This is a genomic window from Streptomyces sp. NBC_01618 (assembly GCF_045209435.1).
GTDB lineage: Bacteria > Actinomycetota > Actinomycetes > Streptomycetales > Streptomycetaceae > Streptomyces.
The window spans coordinates 3,502,161-3,519,340 of record NZ_CP109297.1 but is presented as its reverse complement, the minus strand read 5'-3'; the positions used below and the strand labels follow the sequence as shown (position 1 = coordinate 3,519,340).

15 protein-coding genes and 2 pseudogenes are annotated in these 17,180 nt (G+C 71.0%); 9 read left to right on the top strand and 8 right to left on the bottom strand.

Annotated features, from left to right (window positions below; translation table 11 throughout):
- Positions 1 to 67 precede the first annotated feature (67 nt).
- The 3 genes from OH735_RS16475 to OH735_RS16465 form a co-directional block, all read right to left on the bottom strand.
- Positions 68 to 547 carry a nuclear transport factor 2 family protein gene (locus OH735_RS16475; RefSeq protein WP_406382295.1) on the bottom strand — a complete coding sequence of 160 codons (480 nt, stop codon included), beginning with the start codon at positions 545 to 547 and terminating at the stop codon, positions 68 to 70.
- Complete coding sequence (gene folP, locus OH735_RS16470; RefSeq protein WP_406386590.1) at positions 544 to 1,341, bottom strand: dihydropteroate synthase; 798 nt, start codon at positions 1,339 to 1,341, stop codon at positions 544 to 546. Before folP ends, OH735_RS16475 begins: the two co-directional genes overlap by 4 nt.
- Before the next feature lie 93 nt (positions 1,342 to 1,434).
- On the bottom strand, positions 1,435 to 3,276 hold the full coding sequence (locus tag OH735_RS16465) for a phosphatidylglycerol lysyltransferase domain-containing protein (RefSeq protein ID WP_406382294.1): 1,842 nt from the start codon (positions 3,274 to 3,276) through the stop codon (positions 1,435 to 1,437).
- Between the two features lie 139 nt (positions 3,277 to 3,415).
- Here OH735_RS16465 and OH735_RS16460 point away from each other — a divergent pair, with 139 nt between their 5' ends.
- Entirely contained in the window at positions 3,416 to 4,537 is a 1,122-nt protein-coding gene (locus tag OH735_RS16460; protein WP_406382292.1) for an alpha/beta hydrolase, read from the top strand.
- A 35-nt stretch (positions 4,538 to 4,572) separates the two neighbouring features.
- On the opposite strand, the gene OH735_RS16455 is transcribed toward OH735_RS16460, so the two are convergent.
- Positions 4,573 to 5,766: an ABC transporter ATP-binding protein gene (locus OH735_RS16455; protein WP_406382291.1), complete on the bottom strand. Its 1,194-nt coding sequence runs from the start codon at positions 5,764 to 5,766 to the stop codon at positions 4,573 to 4,575.
- A gap of 161 nt (positions 5,767 to 5,927) precedes the next feature.
- Here OH735_RS16455 and OH735_RS16450 point away from each other — a divergent pair, with 161 nt between their 5' ends.
- The 4 genes from OH735_RS16450 to OH735_RS16435 all read left to right on the top strand — a co-directional run bounded on the left by OH735_RS16450 (position 5,928) and on the right by OH735_RS16435 (position 9,487).
- The gene (locus OH735_RS16450; RefSeq protein WP_406382290.1) at positions 5,928 to 6,650 is read left to right on the top strand and encodes an ABC transporter permease; all 723 of its coding nucleotides are present in this window, start codon (positions 5,928 to 5,930) and stop codon (positions 6,648 to 6,650) included.
- A gap of 3 nt (positions 6,651 to 6,653) precedes the next feature.
- A complete protein-coding gene (locus OH735_RS16445) occupies positions 6,654 to 7,328 on the top strand; it encodes an ABC transporter permease (protein ID WP_406382289.1) in 675 nt (224 codons plus the stop codon).
- Between the two features lie 69 nt (positions 7,329 to 7,397).
- On the top strand, positions 7,398 to 8,384 hold the full coding sequence (locus OH735_RS16440) for an ABC transporter substrate-binding protein (RefSeq protein ID WP_406382288.1): 987 nt from the start codon (positions 7,398 to 7,400) through the stop codon (positions 8,382 to 8,384).
- 92 nt (positions 8,385 to 8,476) lie between these two features.
- Positions 8,477 to 9,487, top strand: a complete 1,011-nt coding sequence (locus tag OH735_RS16435) for a hypothetical protein (protein ID WP_406382287.1) — start codon at positions 8,477 to 8,479, stop codon at positions 9,485 to 9,487.
- Between the two features lie 32 nt (positions 9,488 to 9,519).
- Here the strand turns inward: OH735_RS16435 and OH735_RS16430 are convergent, their stop codons facing one another.
- Entirely contained in the window at positions 9,520 to 10,662 is a 1,143-nt protein-coding gene (locus OH735_RS16430) for an NADH-quinone oxidoreductase subunit D (RefSeq protein ID WP_406382286.1), read from the bottom strand.
- A 48-nt stretch (positions 10,663 to 10,710) separates the two neighbouring features.
- Positions 10,711 to 11,688 (bottom strand): SAM-dependent methyltransferase, encoded by a 978-nt coding sequence (locus OH735_RS16425; RefSeq protein WP_406382285.1) that lies wholly within the window; start codon positions 11,686 to 11,688, stop codon positions 10,711 to 10,713.
- Positions 11,689 to 11,784: 96 nt separating this feature from the next.
- On the opposite strand from OH735_RS16425, the gene OH735_RS16420 reads away from it, so the two are divergent.
- The 3 genes and pseudogenes from OH735_RS16420 to OH735_RS16410 form a co-directional block, all read left to right on the top strand.
- Positions 11,785 to 12,987 (top strand): sensor histidine kinase, encoded by a 1,203-nt coding sequence (locus OH735_RS16420; protein WP_406382284.1) that lies wholly within the window; start codon positions 11,785 to 11,787, stop codon positions 12,985 to 12,987.
- Positions 12,988 to 13,131: 144 nt separating this feature from the next.
- On the top strand, positions 13,132 to 13,815 hold the full coding sequence (locus tag OH735_RS16415; protein ID WP_406382283.1) for a response regulator: 684 nt from the start codon (positions 13,132 to 13,134) through the stop codon (positions 13,813 to 13,815).
- A 12-nt stretch (positions 13,816 to 13,827) separates the two neighbouring features.
- Positions 13,828 to 13,932 (top strand): annotated as a pseudogene (locus tag OH735_RS16410) (ATP-binding protein); the annotation flags it as partial.
- Here the strand turns inward: OH735_RS16410 and OH735_RS16405 are convergent.
- Together OH735_RS16405 and OH735_RS16400 are read right to left on the bottom strand one after the other, a co-directional pair.
- A pseudogene (locus tag OH735_RS16405) lies at positions 13,933 to 14,066 on the bottom strand (DUF5937 family protein); the annotation flags it as partial.
- Between the two features lie 639 nt (positions 14,067 to 14,705).
- Complete coding sequence (locus OH735_RS16400) at positions 14,706 to 15,977, bottom strand: threonine aldolase family protein (RefSeq protein WP_406382282.1); 1,272 nt, start codon at positions 15,975 to 15,977, stop codon at positions 14,706 to 14,708.
- 190 nt (positions 15,978 to 16,167) lie between these two features.
- Between OH735_RS16400 and OH735_RS16395 the strand changes: the two genes are divergently transcribed.
- Positions 16,168 to 17,118: a Rossmann-like and DUF2520 domain-containing protein gene (locus OH735_RS16395; RefSeq protein ID WP_406382281.1), complete on the top strand. Its 951-nt coding sequence runs from the start codon at positions 16,168 to 16,170 to the stop codon at positions 17,116 to 17,118.
- Positions 17,119 to 17,180: the final 62 nt, after the last annotated feature.

The following is a 17,180-nucleotide window of genomic DNA, read 5'->3' as shown; positions in this document are numbered from 1 at the left end:
CGTGGGACTGGTATCCGCTACTACCCCCATCGCCCGCTTCCAACCCCCCGTCGCGTGGATGTTCCGGTCAGGACGGGCTTTCTTCCTCGTCCTCGTCATCGGATTCGGTGAGTACGGGCGAGCCATGGTGGGACCAGAGCTTCCAGCCGTCCGGCGTGCGCCGGAACACATTGGTGGCCACGACGAGTTGGCCGACCAGCGGTCCGAGCGCGTTGCCGTCCTCCGCGGGGCCGCCGCTGAGGATGTTCTCGGTGCAGGTCACCAGGGCCGTGTCGCCGGTCATCGAGACCCCGACATCGGTCAGGAAGAACTGGATGTACTCGGTGTTCGCCATGATCAGGGCGTAACTGCGCAGTACCTCGCCGCGCCCGGTGAGCACCGGCCAGCCGGGGTGGACACAGGAGACGGTGAGGTCCTCGCCGGGCAGCCAGAGCCCGGAGAGCTCCTCGAAGTCGCCGCGTTCCATCGCTTCGTAGAAGGCGGTGTTGGCCTGCTCGACGGCCGCGATGTCGGCGGCCGCCTCCGCGTGCTCGTCGCGCCCGCTCACGCGGCTCCCTCGACGGCGCGGGCGACCCGTACGGCATCGGCCGTGGCCCGGACCTCGTGGACCCGGACGGCCCAGGCGCCGGCGTGGGCGGAGAGCGCGGAGATCGCCGCGGTGGCGGCGTCGCGTTCGCGGGCGGGGGGCGGGGCGGCGCCCTCGCCGGCCAGTACATGGCCGAGGAAGCGCTTGCGGGAGGCGGCGACCAGCAGCGGGCGGCCCAGGGCGCGCAGCTCGTCGAGGTGGGCGACGAGGGCGAGGTCGTGGCCGGCGTCCTTGGCGAAGCCGAGACCGGGGTCGATCACGATCCGTTCCGGGTCGACACCGCCCGCGATCACGGCGTCCATCCGCTCCCGCAGTTCCGTGACGACTTCGGCGACGACGTCCTCGTACACCGCCCGGCTGTTCATGGACTCGCTGAAGCCGCGCCAGTGCATCACCACGAACGGCGCGCCGGCCGCCGCGACGACATCGATCATGTCCGGGTCGGCGAGACCGCCGCTCACGTCGTTGACCAGGGCGGCTCCCGCCGCGACCGACTCCTCGGCGACCCGGGCCCGCATGGTGTCGACGGAGACCGTGACCCCTTCGGACGCCAGGCCCCGGACCACCGGGACCACGCGCCGCAGCTCCTCCGAGGCGTCCACCCGGCTGGCGCCGGGGCGGGTCGACTCGCCGCCGACATCGATCAGGTCGGCGCCCTCGGCGACCAGGTCGAGGCCGTGTTTGATCGCGGCCGTGGTGTCGAACCAGCGGCCCCCGTCGGAGAAGGAGTCCGGGGTCACATTGACGACACCCATGACCGCGCAGCGGTCCCACTCCGGCAGGCCTCGGACCGTGCCTCGTCCACGCAACGTACTCATGCGACCAGCGTAGGCCCGCACGGCGTGCAGTCACGCCGCGCGGGCGTGGTGCTCCTGGCCCGGCGCCGGGGTGTGGGCGCAGGGGCGGGGCCGGCGGCGCGGGAACCGGCGGGCGAAGGGACGGGGCAGCGCGAGGTTCACGAAGCCCTCCGCCTGCATGGCGGCGAGGGAGATGCGGGGCAGGTCGCGGGCGGCGCTGTACACCACGAAGCGGGGCTCCCAGCGGGGCCGGAACTTGGCGTTGAACTTGTACAGCGACTCGATCTGGAACCAGCGCGACAGAAAGATCAGCAGTCCCCGCCAGGTCCGCAGCACCGGTCCCGCGCCCAGCTTCTCGCCGCGGGCGAGCGCCGAGCGGAACATCGCGAAGTTCAGCGAGACGTGTTCGACGGAGAGCCGGGAGGACGCCTCCAGGGCGGCGACGATCAGCAGCTCGTTCATGCCGGGGTCGGCGGAGCGGTCGCGGCGCATCAGGTCGAGTGACATGCCGTCGAGGCCCCACGGGACGAAGTGGAGCACGGCCTTCAGGTCGCCGTACGGGGAGTCGGTGGTGTGTTCGTCGGCCTTGTGGGCGGTGGCGATGACGCAGTCCCCGTCGGCCGGGTCGCCGATCCGGCCGAGAGCCATGGAGAAGCCGCGCTCGTTGTCCGTGCCGCGCCAGTCGGCGGCGGCCAGCCGGATGCGGTCCAGTTCGGCCTCGCCGATGTCGCGGACGCGCCGGACCCGGGTCTCGTAGCCAAGTCGTTCAATGCGCTTCACCATCTGGCGTACGTTGCGCATCGCGCGCCCGGCGAGCGAGAAATCCGCGACATCCACCACCGCCTCGTCGCCCAGCTCCAGGGCGTCGAGTCCGGTCTCGCGGGTCCAGACCTCGCCGCCGGTCTCGCTGCAGCCCATCACGGCAGGGGTCCAGGAGTGGGCCTTGGCCTCGTCCATGAAGCGCTCGATGGCGCCGGGCCAGGCCTCCACGTCACCGATCGGGTCGCCGCTCGCCAGCATCACCCCCGACACGACGCGGTAGCAGACGGCGGCCTTGCCGCTGGGGGAGAACACGACGCCCTTGTCGCGGCGGAGCGCGAAGTGGCCGAGCGAGTCGCGGCCGCCGTGCTTCTCCAGCAGGGCGCGCAGCCGGGCCTCGTCGTCCTCGGTGAGGCGGGCGGCCGGATGCTCGGGGCGGAAGGCCAGGTAGATGGTGGTGACGGCGGTCAGCAGACCGAGGGCGCCGAGCGAGTACGCCACGGTCCAGGTGGTGACTCCGGCGTACTCGACGGGCCCCTCGAAGCCGAACAGCCCGTACAGCACGTGCTGGAGACGGTCGGCGACGCTGGGGCTCCCCACGACGCGGCCGGGGTGGACGCTGACGATGATCAGGCCCAGCCCGAGCGAACCCGCGCCGAGGAGCACGAAGTTTGCCAGGGCCCGCCAGCGGCTCCTGGGGTCGGGGAGCGCGGCGAATTCACCGCGATGGCGGACCACCAGCAGGCAGAGCGCGAGCGAGACGAGCGTGCCGATCAGCGAATGCCGGTAGACGAACTGCGCCAGCGCACCGGCCGGCAGCAGCACGACGGCCGCCCGCCAGGCCCGCCGCTTGCGCCGCTTCAGGCCGTGGGCGAGGAGCAGCAGCAGGACGCCCGCGCTCAGGGAGAGAGCGGCGGTGAACGGTCCGAGGGCGCCTGGGAGCACCTCGGCGAGGGTATGCATCCGGCTGTTCCGGAAGCGCGGGAAGACACCCGCGGCGACATCGACCAGGCCGACGACGGCGCAGGCGGTACCGACCAGTGCCGGTACGGATTCGGGGCGCGGGCCCCGTACGAACTTACGTACAGGACTCGGAACCGATCCCGATTTATCCCCATCTAGCGTGACAGACATCGCTTCCCGTGGTTCCGCGAGAGATTCCTGAGTCCTTCGGCCGAGGGCCTTCCGGACGATGTGCGACCTGTAGGACGAGGCTTCCGCGGCGGGGGTTCACCCGTTGGCCGGAAAATTCCAGACAAGAGAGCTCACCTCCATGGGTCTTACCAGCAAGACGTTCTTGGCGCTGGCCATCGTGCTGGCCATGGTGTTCTTCGGTGCCACGGTCTGGCTCTGGCCGCGACTGGCCCGGCGCAGCGTGTCCGCGGTGTTCGGCAGGGTCGGCCTGCTGCTGGCGACTCAGGTGACGCTCTTCGTCACCGTCGGGCTGGTGGCCAACAACTCCTTCCTCTTCTACGGTTCCTGGGCCGATCTGTTCGGGCAGAAGCAGGATCTGGGCGTGGTCACGGACCACGCGGCCGGAACGCTGGCGGCCAAGAACATCGTCCGGGTCGGGGTGCAGCGGCCGGACGGGCTGGGCAGTTCGCAGCCCGCGGTGAGCGGCCGGATCGACAAGGTCGTGATCTCGGGGCGGAAGTCGAAGATCGAGAGTTCGGCGTACGTGTATCTGCCGCCGGAGTACTTCCAGCCGGCGTTCGCCCGCCGGAAGTTCCCCGCGGTGGTGGTCCTCACCGGCTACCCGGGTGTCGCGGAGAACCTTCTGAAGGGCCTCGATTATCCGCGGACGGCACACGACCGGGTGGAGGCCGGCCGGTCGCAGCCGATGATCCTGGTGATGTTGCGGCCGACGGTGGCGCCGCCGCGGGACACCGAGTGCGTGAACGTGAAGGGCGGGCCGCAGACCGAGACGTTCTTCGCCGAGGATCTGCCGCGGGTGGTCTCGAATGCGTACCGGGTCGGAAAGCAGCCCCGCAACTGGGGCATCATGGGCAATTCGACCGGCGGCTACTGTGCGCTGAAGATCGGCCTCCACTACCCGGACCGGTTCGCCGCGAGCGCCGGGCTCTCCGCGTACTACAAGGCGGCCGAGGACCCGACGACCGGCGACCTCTTCCACGGCGACCAGGGCGCGCGTGACCGCGCCGATCTGATGTGGAGCCTGGACAACCTGCCGCAGCCCGACTCGTCGTTCCTGGTCACGACCTCCAGGCACGGCGAGGGGAACTACCACTCCACGATGCGGTTCCTCAGCAAGGTGAAGCCGCCCGCCCAGGCATCGTCGATCGTGCTCGACAGCGGCGGGCACAACTTCAACACCTGGCGGCGGGAGATTCCTTCGGCGCTGGACTGGATGAGCAGCCGGCTGAGCGAGAACTGAGCCGGGGGCGGGCTCGCCATTCCCCGGCCCGCGGCTCAGCGCGAGGCGGTCTTGGCGATGCTCTCCACCGTTTCGACGGCCACCTCGGCCCGCGGGACGTCCTGCGCGTCCGCGTCGATCGAGCGGCGCAGGGCCTCATGGAGCCGGGCCGGGGTGAGTACGCCGAGGAAGCGGCCGGTGCTGTCCTTGTCGATGACGGCGATCCAGCCGGCGTCGTGCTGGAGCATGGTGGCGAACGCCTGTTTGAGCGGGGCGCCGACGGGCAGCCACGCCTCCATCCTGCGGGCGTGGGCGCGCACCGTGTCCTTGGTCGCGGTGGTGGCGGCGGAGCCGTCGGCCGGGATCCAGCCGTGCAGATTGTCCTCGCCGTCCAGTACGACGGCCCAGCGCGCGCCTTCGGCCCGCAGCCGTTCGGTCGCCCTCGCCAGGGAGTCGTCGAGGTGGACGACCGGCGGCTGGTCGAGATCGCCCTCCTCGATGGGGGTCACGGAGAGGCGTTTGAGGCCGCGGTCGGCGCCCACGAAGTCCGCCACATAGGGGGTGGCGGGTGCGCCGAGCACGGTCGCCGGGGAGTCGAACTGCTCGATCGAGCCCTGTCCGTAGACGGCGATACGGTCTCCGAGCCGGACCGCTTCCTCGATGTCGTGCGTGACGAACAACACGGTTTTGCGGACCTGTTCCTGGAGATTCAGGAATTCGTTCTGGAGTCGTTCCCGTACGACGGGGTCGACCGCGCCGAAAGGCTCGTCCATCAGCAGTACGGGCGGGTCGGCGGCCAGCGCCCTTGCCACGCCCACGCGTTGGCGCTGACCGCCGGAGAGCTGTTCCGGATAGCGGTCGCCATAAACGGAAGGGTCGAGTCCGACCAGGTCGAGGAGTTCTGCCGCGCGCTCGCGGCCCTTTCCCCGTTTCCAGCCGAGGAGATGGGGAACGGTCGCGGTGTTTTCCAGGACCGTACGGTGCGGGAAGAGGCCCACCTGCTGGATCACATAGCCGATGCGGCGGCGCAGTTGGACGGGGTCGATGGCGGATATGTCGTCCCCGTCGAGGAATATCCGGCCCCCGGTCGGTTCGATCAGCCGGTTCACCATCTTCATGGTGGTTGTCTTGCCGCAGCCCGACGGCCCGACGAGCGTGACCAGTTCACCCTCGGCGACCTCGAAGGAAAGGTCGTCGACGGCGGTGGTGCCGTCCGCGTACCGCTTGGTGACGTGCTCGAAACGGATCATGGTTCCCCATTGTCGCGCGTGTTCTGTGAAGGACATGTTGCTGGAATACAACGGCCTCGGCGATTGTCAGTGGTCGGGGATAGGGTCGCCGGACATCGGTACTTCGGTACGCCGGTGCTTCGGCACTTCGGTACGAGCGGTAATCGGGAGGTGGGGGGCGGATGACCGCTGCACAGAACTGCGTGGTCACGAACGACTGGATCTGCGGGGAGTATCTCCGTTCCCGCAGCCAGGAGTTGACCGATGCGACGGTCCAGCACATCTGGATCACCGTGGTCTCGGTGCTGATCGGGCTCGCGGTGGCCTTTCCGCTGGCGCTGCTCGCCCGCCGCAGCCGCCGCTTCGCCGGACCGGTGCTGGGGCTGACGACGGTGCTGTACACCGTGCCGTCCCTCGCGATGTTCTCGTTGCTGCTGCCGCTGTTCGGGCTCTCCGCGGCGCTGGTCGTCACCGGCCTGGTGCTGTATTCGCTGACCATTCTCGTACGGAACATCCTGGCGGGCCTCGAAGCGGTTCCGCAGGAGGCGAAGGAAGCCGCGAAGGGGATGGGCTACGGGTCGGTCCGGTTGCTGTGGGAGGTCGAACTCCCCCTTGCCATGCCCGCGTTGATGGCCGGTGTGCGGATCGCCACGGTCTCGACGATCGCGCTGACGACGGTCGGATCGATCATCGGCAGGGGCGGCCTGGGCAACCTCATAGGGGACGCCCTGCCGAGCTTCTTCAAGGCCCAGGTGCTCACCGCCTCGGTCCTGTGCGTACTGCTCGCGGTCGTTGCCGATCTGCTGCTGCTGGGCCTCCAGCGGTTGTTGACGCCCTGGACCCGAATACGCATCACGCACGCGGCCGAGACCGCGGTCGCGGATGCCACGGCAAAGGCGGTCTGAACGATGGGAGTTCTCGGCGAGGCCTGGACCTGGCTCACGACCGGCGCCAATTGGACGGGGGAGAGCGGGGCGGCCCACCGGCTCGCCGAGCATCTGTACGTCAGCGGCGTCGCGCTCGCCCTGGCCTGCGCGGTCGCACTGCCGGTCGCTCTGTACCTCGGGCACATCGGGAAGGGGGGCGCGCTTGCCGTCAACATCTCCAACGTGGGGCGGGCGGTCCCGGTCTTCGCGGTGCTGGCACTCTTCATGGTCTCGCCGCTGCGCAATGCCGGATACGTTCCGACGATCACCGCGCTGGTGCTGTTCGCCGTACCGCCGCTGCTCACCAACGCCTACGTCGGGATGACGGAGGTCGACCGGTCGGTGGCCGAGGCGGCGCGGGGCATGGGAATGTCCGGCGGCCAGCTCTTCGTACGGGTCGAGCTGCCGCTGGCCTACCCGATGATCATGACCGGGTTGCGTTCGGCCGCGGTCCAGGTGGTCGCCACGGCGACGATCGCCGCGATGGTCGGCCAGGGCGGCCTCGGCCGGATCATCACCGCCGGATTCAACACGTACAACACGCCGCAGGTGGTCGCGGGGGCGTTGCTGGTCGCCGTACTCGCCCTGCTGGTGGAGGCGGTGCTGGTGGGTCTGGACCGGCTGCTGTCACCGCTGCGCCGCCGCAGGACGGCATGACGCCCCCCGATCCCCCGATCCCTGGATCTCATCTCAAATAGCCCTGTTGCTGTGGACGGAGAACACCTCATGAGCAAGACCTCGCGAATAGCGGGCGCGGCCATCGGCATGGTCGCGCTGGCCGGCTCGCTCGCCGCCTGCGGCGGCGACAGCCTGGAGAAGGACAAGGCGGGCTCGGCGTCCTCCGGCGGCGGCTCCGGCTCCGGCAAGAAGGGTTCGCTCGTCGTCGGCGCGGCGTCCTTCACCGAGTCCAAGGTCCTCGCGGAGCTGTACGCGCAGATCCTGGGCGAAGCCGGATACAGCACCTCGGTCACCACGGTGGCCAACCGGGAACTGTACGAACCGTCCTTGGAGAAGGGCGAGATCGATGTCGTCCCCGAATACGCCGCGACGATCGCCGAATTCCTCAATGCCAAGGTGAACGGGGCGAAGGCGGCCGAGAAGAAGCCGGTCGCCTCCGGTGACGCGGCCGCCACGGTCGCGGCGCTGGAGAAGCTCGCCACTCCGCGCGGACTGAAGGTCCTCCCGGTCGGCGGAGCCGTCGACCAGAACGCCTTCGCGGTGACCAAGGAATTCGCCGCGAAGAACAAGCTCGAGACCCTTTCGGATCTCGGCAGGTCGAAGGCCGAAGTGAAGATCGCGGCAGGTGACGAGTGCGAGGTGCGGCCGTTCTGCGCGCCTGGCCTGAAGGAGACGTACGGCATCAATGTCACCGGTATCGACCCCAAGGGAGTCGGTACGCCGCAGTCCAAGCAGGCCGTCAAGGACGGCAAGGACCAGCTGGTCCTCACCACCACCACGGACGCGGTGCTCGACAGCTACGGCCTGGTGCTCCTGGAGGACGACAAGAAGCTCCAGAACGCGGACAACGTTCTGCCGGTCGTCAATGCCAAGGACGCGGGTTCCCAGGACATTGCCGACGCACTCGGCAAGCTCACCAAGGCCCTCACCACCGAGGATCTCGCGGAACTGAACCGCAAGGTGGACGCCGAGCGCGCAAAGCCCGCCGACGCGGCCAAGGACTATCTGCGCTCGAAGGGCCTCATCAAGAACTAGAGATCGGGGATTGGGGACCGTCAGGTAACCGGGTGGGAACAGATTGGCCGGCGGCTCCCCAAGTGCCACCTACACACGGTAAATTTCAGGCCATGCCACGTGGACGTCATCGCCATTCGCCACCTCTGCACAGAATCCTTCCGCCCTCGGCTGTTGTCGCAGTGTCGGTTCTCTGTGCCGGGGGCGCCTGGCTGCTCGCCGAGCCCCTGATCCTGCGCGGTCTGGTGGCCGCCGCGGCGGCCGCGGCCGTGACCGGCGCGTATCTGATGCGCAGCTGGGACCGGGACGCGGGCCGCCGTATCGCGGAGCTGACGCGCGCCCGAGCCGGTGACGAATGGCGGGCCGAGGAGCGCATGGCCGAGCTGGAGGCCGACCTCGAGGAGTCGCGGGAGCTGCGTGCCCGGCTGGAGACGAAGCTGCGCCGCAAGCGCGTGGAGCTCGCCAACCTGCGCGGGGAGCACGCCGCGCTGCTGCGGCGGTACGCCAACGCCGAGACCGAGCGGGCCAGCGCGCTGGAGGGCCGCAGGCAACTCGCGCTCGAAGCCGCGGCTCCGCGGGAACTGCCCGCGGCGCGCAGCACACCGACACCGGCCGCGTATCTGCGCGCCGCCCAGGCGCTGGAGGACCTCTCGCGCAACGGGGCCCTCCAGGAGGCGCGCCGTACCGCCGAGCAGGCCAGAAAGCGGGATCTCGCGGAGCGGGCCCGGGAGGCGGAGGAGCGGCAGGGGAAGCACGCGGCGGCTCCGGACGCCTCCGGGGCGCAGCACCTCCGTCCGACGACCGACCTTCCGGCACCCCGGCCGTCCGCCGCGCTGCCCGCGGCGCGTGCCATGCCGGCCGCCAGCCCGGTCGCTCCGCACGCGGCGCCCCGCCGCCATCCGGTGCCGCAGGGCAGCTTCGACTTCTTCGGTACGCAGAAGGCGCGCGCCGCGATCGAGTCCGTGCAGAACGAGGACCTCGCGGACGTGGTGGGCGAGGAGGCACTGGCCGCGCACCGCACGGACGAGACCAGGAACCGGGTCGTCGGCAAGGTCATCGACCTGACCGCGCACGACGAGACCGGGCAGTTGGACGTGGTGGGGCTGCGCAGCGCAATCTCGTAGGCGCCGCGCGCCCGGGGCCGGTCCGGTCCGGCCTACTTGTCGATGTCGCCGACGACGAAGAAGAGCGAGCCCAGGATCGCCACCATGTCGGCGACCAGCGTGCCCGGCAGCAGCTCGGTGAGCGCCTGGATGTTGTTGTACGAAGCGGAGCGGAGCTTCAGCCGGTACGGAGTCTTCTCGCCCTTGGACACCAGGTAGTAGCCGTTGATGCCGAGCGGGTTCTCGGTCCAGGCGTAGGTGTGGCCCTCGGGGGCCTTCAGCACCTTGGGCAGCCGCTGGTTGATCGGACCGGGCGCCAGGCCGGCCATCCGGTCCAGGCAGGCGTCCGCCAGATCCAGGGCGTTGTGCGTCTGCTCCAGCAGGCATTCGAAGCGGGCCAGGCAGTCGCCCTCGGCGCGGGTGACGACCTCGAGGGTGTCCTGGAGTTCCCCGTACGCGAGGTACGGCTCGTCGCGCCGCAGATCGAAGTCGACGCCCGAGGCGCGGGCGATCGGCCCGGACACCCCGTACGCGTGCACGGTCTCGGCGGACAGCACACCCACGCCACGGGTGCGGCCCCGGAAGATCTCGTTGCCGAGCACCAGGTCGTCGTACACGTCCATCCGGGACCGGACCGAGGCGACGGCGTCCCGGGCGCGGCCGAGCCAGCCCGCGGGGAGGTCCTCCTTCAGGCCACCGACCCGGTTGAACATGTAGTGCATCCGGCCGCCGGAGACCTCCTCCATCACGGCCTGGAGCTCCTCGCGCTCGCGGAAGGCGTAGAACACCGGGGTGATCCCGCCGAGTTCGAGCGGGTACGAGCCGAGGAACATCAGATGGTTCAGGACCCGGTTCAGCTCGGCGAGCAGGGTCCGCGTCCAGACCGCGCGCTCCGGGACCTCCATGCCGAGCATGCGCTCGACGGCCATCACGACGCCCAGCTCGTTGGAGAACGCCGACAGCCAGTCGTGGCGGTTGGCGAGCATCACGATCTGCCGGTAGTCGCGGGCCTCGAACAGCTTCTCCGCGCCGCGGTGCATGTAGCCGATGACCGGTTCGGCGTGCTGGATGCGTTCGCCGTCGAGGACGATGCGCAGACGGAGCACGCCGTGGGTGGAGGGGTGCTGGGGGCCGATGTTGAGCACCATGTCGGTGCTCTCCGCTGCGCCGCCGATGCCGACTGTCGTCTCCGTCATACGGCCAGTATTCCCTGACCGTCCGGGGCGGGGCCCCGGACCCCGGGCCTAAAGGCCGACCGGCCTTCGGTGCATCAGCCAGCCGAAGTCGCCCAGGCCGCCCCGGGCCGTCAGCTCCGCCGCCTCGCCCGCCGAGGCGAGGGCCCGTACGTAGCCGGCCGGATCGGTCGAGGCCAGGGCCAGGGGTGGACGCCCGCCGCTGATGCCCAGGCCGTGCAGCGCCTCGCGCTGGGGGAGCACCGTCCCGCCCCCGGCCGCCGCCGCGCACGCGTCCAGGGCCACGTGCGAGGTGAGATCGCAGCTGCAGTCCGGCACCGGTCGCACCTCGCGGCCGGACCGGAAGCCGGTCAGCGTGCCGAAGGGGGGCCGCGCCTCCCGTACGTGGGCGTAGTCCACCGCCACCGCGAGCCCCTCGGCCAGCGTGGACACCGCCCGCGCCCAGGCCTCGTCGCGCGGGCGGCCGATCTCGGCCCGGCTGCCCGGTCCGGCCGACGGCCACCAGCGGCGCAGCCACGCGGCGTCGGCCCCGGACACCGGCCCGCCCAGCCGTTCCGCACCGTCCGCCGTCCGGACGAGGACATACCGGTCGACGCCGTCCGCGTCGGTCTCGGCGACCTCGGTCGGGACGTTGTCCAGCCACTCGTTGGCGAACAGCAGACCGCGCGTCCCCGGCGGCGGCTCGGCGCACCACTCGATCCGGGGGTCCAGACCGGCGGGGCGGGCGGCGAGCTCCACGGCGTACGCCCGTACGGCCAGACCGTCGGCGCCCACGGCCGACAGGGCCGCCAGCACCCCCGTCAGCAGTTCGCCCCGCCCCGCCCCCAGGTCCACCAGGTCGACCGAGTCGGTGCCGAGCTCCTGCGCCGTCCTGACCAGCAGCCGGGCGACGGCCGAGGCGAACAGCGGGGACGCGTGGACGGAGGTACGGAAGTGGCCCGCCGGCCCTTCCGGGCTCCGGTAGAACCCCCCGTCTCCGTACAAAGCGGTCTCTGCCGCCTCCTGCCACCCACGCCACTCATCCGTCACGTTTCCAAGTCTCCACCTTGGGGAGTACGGTCCCTGGAGCCGGATCGGCCCTCCGGCTGACCCGTGCACCTGTCGCCTGTCCCTACGCTGGGTTACGTGCAGCGCCTCTACGACTTCATCCGCAGACACCCGACGGGCGTCGACAGCTTCTGGGCTGTCTGCCTCCTCGGGCTCTCCGGCCTGTCCATGGTGGCGCCTGTGGATCGCGCGGGTGGGCGGTTCGCTGCCCTGCTGATCAGCATCGGGCTCTGCACCGTCGTCGCGTTGCGCCGGCGTGCGCCGGAGAAGATGCTGCTGCTCACTATCGTGATGGGTGTCGCGCAGCTGGTGTTCGGGGTCGGACCGGGCGTGGCGAACTTCGCGATGCTGGTGATCGTCTTCACCGTGGCCACCCTCGGGGAGCGCTGGGCGTCCCGGCTCGCGCTGGTCTGCGCCCTGTGCGCGGCCGGCCTCTCCCAGATGCGTTGGCCGCAGGACGTACCGCACACCAGCTGGCCCCAGCAGGTCTTCGTCGTCATCGTGATGACGGTGCCGTTCGTGCTCGCCTGGGTGCTCGGTGACTCGATGCGGACCCGGCGCGCCTACTTCAGCCAGCTGGAGGAGCGCGCGGCCCGGCTGGAGAGGGAGCGCGAGGCGCAGTCGAAGGTCGCGGTGGCCGCCGAGCGGGCCCGTATCGCCCGCGAACTCCACGACGTCGTCGCGCACAACGTCTCGGTGATGGTGGTGCAGGCCGACGGCGCGGCGTATGTCATGGACGCGGCCCCCGACCAGGCCCGGCAGGCCCTGGAGACCATCTCCAGCACCGGCAGGCAGGCCCTCGCGGAGATGCGGCGGCTGCTCGGGGTGCTGCGGACCGGGGACGCGCAGGAGAGCGGGGAGTACGTCCCGCAGCCGGACGTCGAGCAGATCGAGGACCTCGTCGAGCAGGTCAGGAAGACGGGGCTGGCCGTCGACTTCAAGATCGAGGGCACCCCGCGGCCGCTGCCCAGCGGGGTCGAGCTGACCGCGTACCGCATCGTGCAGGAGGCCCTGACCAACACCCGCAAGCACGGCGGTCCGGACGCCGGGGCCAGTGTGCGGCTGGTCTACTTCGACGACGGGCTCGGGCTGCTGGTCGAGGACGACGGGCGGGGCGCGGCGCACGAGCTGTACGTGGACGGCGGCGCCGACGGCGCGGGCCACGGAATGATCGGCATGCGCGAACGGGTCGGCATGGTCGGCGGCACGCTGGACGCCGGGCCACGGCCCGGCGGCGGGTTCCGGATCAGCGCCTTGTTGCCGCTCAAGGCGGCCCACTAGACCTCCGGCATTTTCCGGGCCCGGAACGGGCGCGGTACGGAGACGCAGTACAGGCGCAGTACAGGCGTAGGACAGAAACGCAGTACAGGCGCGACAGACAAACGCCGTAAACAGGCGCAGGACAGACAGGAGACAGGACCCCTCATGGCGATCCGCGTGATGCTCGTCGACGACCAGGTGCTGCTGCGCACCGGCTTCCGGATGGTGCTCGCCGCCCAGCCGGACATGGAGGTCGTGGCCGAGGCCGGCGACGGCGCGGAGGCGATCGGGATCCTGCGCGCCACCGCCGTCGACGTGGTGCTGATGGACGTCCGGATGCCGAGGCTGGACGGTGTCGAGGCCACCCGGCGGATCTGCGCGCAGCCGGATGCGCCCAAGGTGCTCATCCTGACCACGTTCGACCTCGACGAGTACGCCTTCTCCGGGCTGAAGGCCGGGGCCAGCGGCTTCATGCTCAAGGACGTGCCGCCCGCCGAACTGCTCGCCGCCATCCGCTCCGTGCACAGCGGCGACGCCGTCGTCGCCCCGTCCACCACCCGTCGGCTCCTCGACCGCTTCTCACCGATGCTGCCGAGCGGCACCGGCGAACCGCAGCACAAGGGCATCGCCAGGCTCACCGAACGTGAACGCGAAGTGATGCTGCTGGTCGCGCAGGGGCTGTCGAACGGCGAGATCGCGGCACGCCTGGTGCTTTCCGAGGCGACTGTGAAGACGCACGTGGGCCGCATCCTCACCAAGCTGAGCCTGCGCGACCGGGTGCAGGTCGTCGTCCTCGCGTACGAGACGGGGCTGGTCAGGGCGGGCGGCGGTGCCGGCGGGATGGGCTGAACCGTGGGCGCGCTGCTCTGGATCAACGGGCCGTTCGGCGGCGGCAAGACGCACACGGCGTACGAGCTGAACCGGCGACTGCCCGGCAGCGTGGTCTGCGACCCCGAGCACGTCGGGCGCCGTCGCCCGGCCGTGCAGCCCGGGTGGTGTCCGGGCTCGGAGAGGGCATGCAGGGCCAGTCCCAGCTCGGCAAGGGGAGAGGTCTCGAAGACGATGCTCTCGGGCGCCGGCCCCACGATGTCGATGTGCACGCTCACCGTTCCTAGCCAGTGTGCATGAGTGAGTCCTGGACCCACTGATGTGTACTGGGCGCATCCCGAACGGTGTTGGATGCACTCGGTCCCCGCTTTCGCGTCCCGTTCGGCGGCACGCCTCCGGGGGCGTGGTCCGTTGCGGGTGGGCGGGTTCCGTCACGCCACGAAGGGCGCGGCCAGCTCCCGTACACCACCCACCACAACACCCCCCACGAGACCGGACACCTGCTACCCAGTTCAACGAGCACCAGCCGCCAAGGTCACCCATTCGGCCCCAGAACTCCCGTTCCCACCCCATGAAGCCGCCGACAGGACCCACTCCTGCTCACTACAACTCACTTCAGCTCAGCAAACCGACAGCAGCTCACAACCCCTCCATAGTGCGGGGTGAGCATGGAAGGCCACGCGCCACTTGACGCTGCTCGTCAATCGACGAGCGGCGTGGGCCGGGACCGGCCCACGCCGAGGCCATGAACGCCCTTCAACAGCACATGATCGACAGCTACCGCGCGGCCCGGCACGGCGAACCGCCGCCGCCACCGCCGGGCCGGCACGACCGGTCCGTACTGTGCGGGCCGTCCGGGACCACTGCGACCGCTACCGCCGCCGCACCCGGTCCGCACGGCCCGACGGACGTCAGTGGGACGAACGGAGCTGAGCCTCCACCCGGTTCATGAACTCCGCCACCGCCCCCCGTACGTCTTCCGCCGTCCACTCCAGCCCTTCCCGGCCCACCGTGACCTCGGTGAACGCCACTGCGGGCGGTCCGGCGGCCGCGGGGCGCCAGTTCTGGAAGAGCACCACGCCGGTCTCCTCCGCCTGCCGCACCGCCGCCTCCGTCAGGACGTCCGCCCCGTACGGCAGCCACACCTGGAACTGGTGCGTGTGCGGGGGTTCCGGATGCACCCGGAACCACCCGGCGCCGGCCGCCGCGAAGCCCTCGGCCAGCGCCCCGGCCACCACCTTCGCCTGTGTCACGTACGACGGCAGCAGCGGCAGCTCCTGGTCCAGGCCGATCAGCGCGGCGAGCGCCGCCGGGAACTGCTGGAAGAGCTGCCCGCCGTACCGGTGGCGCCAGGTGCGGGCCTCCTCGATCAGGGACTCGGGACCGGCGAGCGCGGCCCCGGAGATGCCGCCGAGGGTCTTGTAGAACGAGACGTACACGCTGTCCGCGAGCGCCGCGATCTCCGGCAGCTCCCGCCCGAAGTGGGGGGCGCACTCCCACAGCCGCGCGCCGTCGACATGCACCACCGCATCGCGTTCCCGGGCGGCCACCACCACGGCCTCCAGCTCCTCCCACGTCGGCAGGACGAAACCGGCTTCGCGCAACGGCAGCTCCAGCATCAGCGTGCCGAACGGCTCGGCGAAGTCGCGGATCTCCTGTGCCGTGGGCGGCCGGGGCTCGGACGTCGGATGGACGGTACGCAGCCCGCTCACCGCTCCCAGCGCGCCGCGCTCGTGCACCTCGGGGTGGGCCAGGGGATGCAGCGCCACGGTGGAATTTCCGGTCCGCCCGGCCCAGCACCGCAGCGCGACCTGCTGCGCCATCGTCCCGGTCGGGAAGAACGCGGCGGCCTCCATGCCCAGCAGGTCCGCGATCCGCCGCTCCAGCTCGGCGACGACGCCGTCGCCGTATATGTCCGCAGGACGGCCGAGATCGGTGACCGCTGAGGCCCCCGCCGCCAGCGCGGCCAGCCGTTCACCGAGCGGGAGGTGCATGGGCGGCCTGATCAGGACCCGCTCGGCCGCCCGCCGGGCCTTGAACCTGCGCAGCCGCTCCGCGTCGTCCTGCGGCTGTTCCCGTTCCTGTTCCTGCGTCTGCCCCTGCGCCTGCGCCTGTTCCTGCGCACCCCCCGCCGAGTGTCGTGCCTGCTCTTCCGTGCTCGCCATGTCTGCCATGTCTGTCATGGGACGATCATCATGCAGGACGCAGCCGGAGCCCGCACGGTTTTCGGGCTCACAGGGACCCCGGACCGCGCACCCGCCGGGACTTTTCCCACAGGCTGTGGACAGCCAGGAGCCCGGACGAAACGCTGGCGTAGCATGCAGAGAAATCGTCCGGTACCCCCCGCGGACTGGAACGGAAGGCCACCGCCGCGTGAATGCATCAATCCCCAAGGAGCCCCTCGACGCGAGGGACCGCCCCGCCCGACTCACCGTCGGCGTCGTGGGCGCGGGCCGTGTCGGCCCCGCTCTCGCCGCGTCCCTGCAGCTCGCCGGGCACCGACCGGTCGCTGTGTCGGGCGTCTCCGACGCGTCGGTGCGCCGGGCGGCCACCCTGCTCCCCGACGTACCGCTGGTGCCGCCCGCCGAGGTGCTCGCGCGCGCCGAGCTGGTGCTGCTGACCGTTCCGGACGACGCCCTGCCCGGCCTGGTCGAGGGCCTCGCCGAGACGGGCGCGGTGCGGCCGGGACAGCTGCTCGTCCACACGTCGGGGCGGTACGGGACACAGGTGCTCGACCCGGCCAGGCGGGCCGGTGCCCTGCCGCTCGCCCTGCACCCGGTGATGACGTTCACCGGCACCTCCGTCGACGTCCAGCGGCTGGCCGGCTGCTCCTTCGGCGTGACCGCCCCCGAGGAGCTGCGGCTCGCCGCCGAGGCGCTGGTCATCGAGATGGGCGGCGAGCCCGAATGGATCGCGGAGGAGTCCCGCCCGCTCTACCACGCGGCGCTCGCCCTCGGCGCGAACCACCTGGTCACGCTGGTCGCCCAGTCGATGGAGCTGTTGCGTACGGCCGGGGTCGCCGCCCCCGACCGGATGCTCGGCCCCCTTCTCGGCGCCGCCCTCGACAACGCCCTGCGCTCCGGCGACGCCGCCCTGACCGGCCCGGTGGCCCGAGGCGACGCCGGTACGGTCGCCGCGCACATGCGCGAGCTGCGCCGACACGCTCCGCAGGCCGTGGCCGGCTACCTCGCGATGGCCCGCGCCACGGCCGACCGCGCGCTCGCCCACGGCATGCTCAAGCCCGAGCCGGCCGAGGCACTGCTCGGCGTGCTGGCCGACGGCGCCGACAACGCGGGCGGCACGGGATCACAGGAGCCCCGATGACCCACATGACCGGTGGGCCCGACGCACCGCACACGCGGGACACCACGCCTCCGACAGCCCAG

Excerpts from the sequence above, each read along its gene's own strand:
- OH735_RS16450 (WP_406382290.1), top strand. The coding sequence starts at position 5,928 with ATGACCGCTGCACAGAACTGCGTGGTCACGAACGACTGGATCTGCGGG.
- folP (WP_406386590.1), bottom strand. The coding sequence starts at position 1,341 with ATGGGTGTCGTCAATGTGACCCCGGACTCCTTCTCCGACGGGGGCCGC.
- OH735_RS16435 (WP_406382287.1), top strand. The coding sequence starts at position 8,477 with ATGCCACGTGGACGTCATCGCCATTCGCCACCTCTGCACAGAATCCTT.
- OH735_RS16400 (WP_406382282.1), bottom strand. The coding sequence starts at position 15,977 with ATGACAGACATGGCAGACATGGCGAGCACGGAAGAGCAGGCACGACAC.
- OH735_RS16460 (WP_406382292.1), top strand. The coding sequence starts at position 3,416 with ATGGGTCTTACCAGCAAGACGTTCTTGGCGCTGGCCATCGTGCTGGCC.
- OH735_RS16445 (WP_406382289.1), top strand. The coding sequence starts at position 6,654 with ATGGGAGTTCTCGGCGAGGCCTGGACCTGGCTCACGACCGGCGCCAAT.
- OH735_RS16415 (WP_406382283.1), top strand. The coding sequence starts at position 13,132 with ATGGCGATCCGCGTGATGCTCGTCGACGACCAGGTGCTGCTGCGCACC.
- OH735_RS16455 (WP_406382291.1), bottom strand. The coding sequence starts at position 5,766 with ATGATCCGTTTCGAGCACGTCACCAAGCGGTACGCGGACGGCACCACC.
- OH735_RS16430 (WP_406382286.1), bottom strand. The coding sequence starts at position 10,662 with ATGACGGAGACGACAGTCGGCATCGGCGGCGCAGCGGAGAGCACCGAC.
- OH735_RS16465 (WP_406382294.1), bottom strand. The coding sequence starts at position 3,276 with ATGTCTGTCACGCTAGATGGGGATAAATCGGGATCGGTTCCGAGTCCT.
- OH735_RS16440 (WP_406382288.1), top strand. The coding sequence starts at position 7,398 with ATGAGCAAGACCTCGCGAATAGCGGGCGCGGCCATCGGCATGGTCGCG.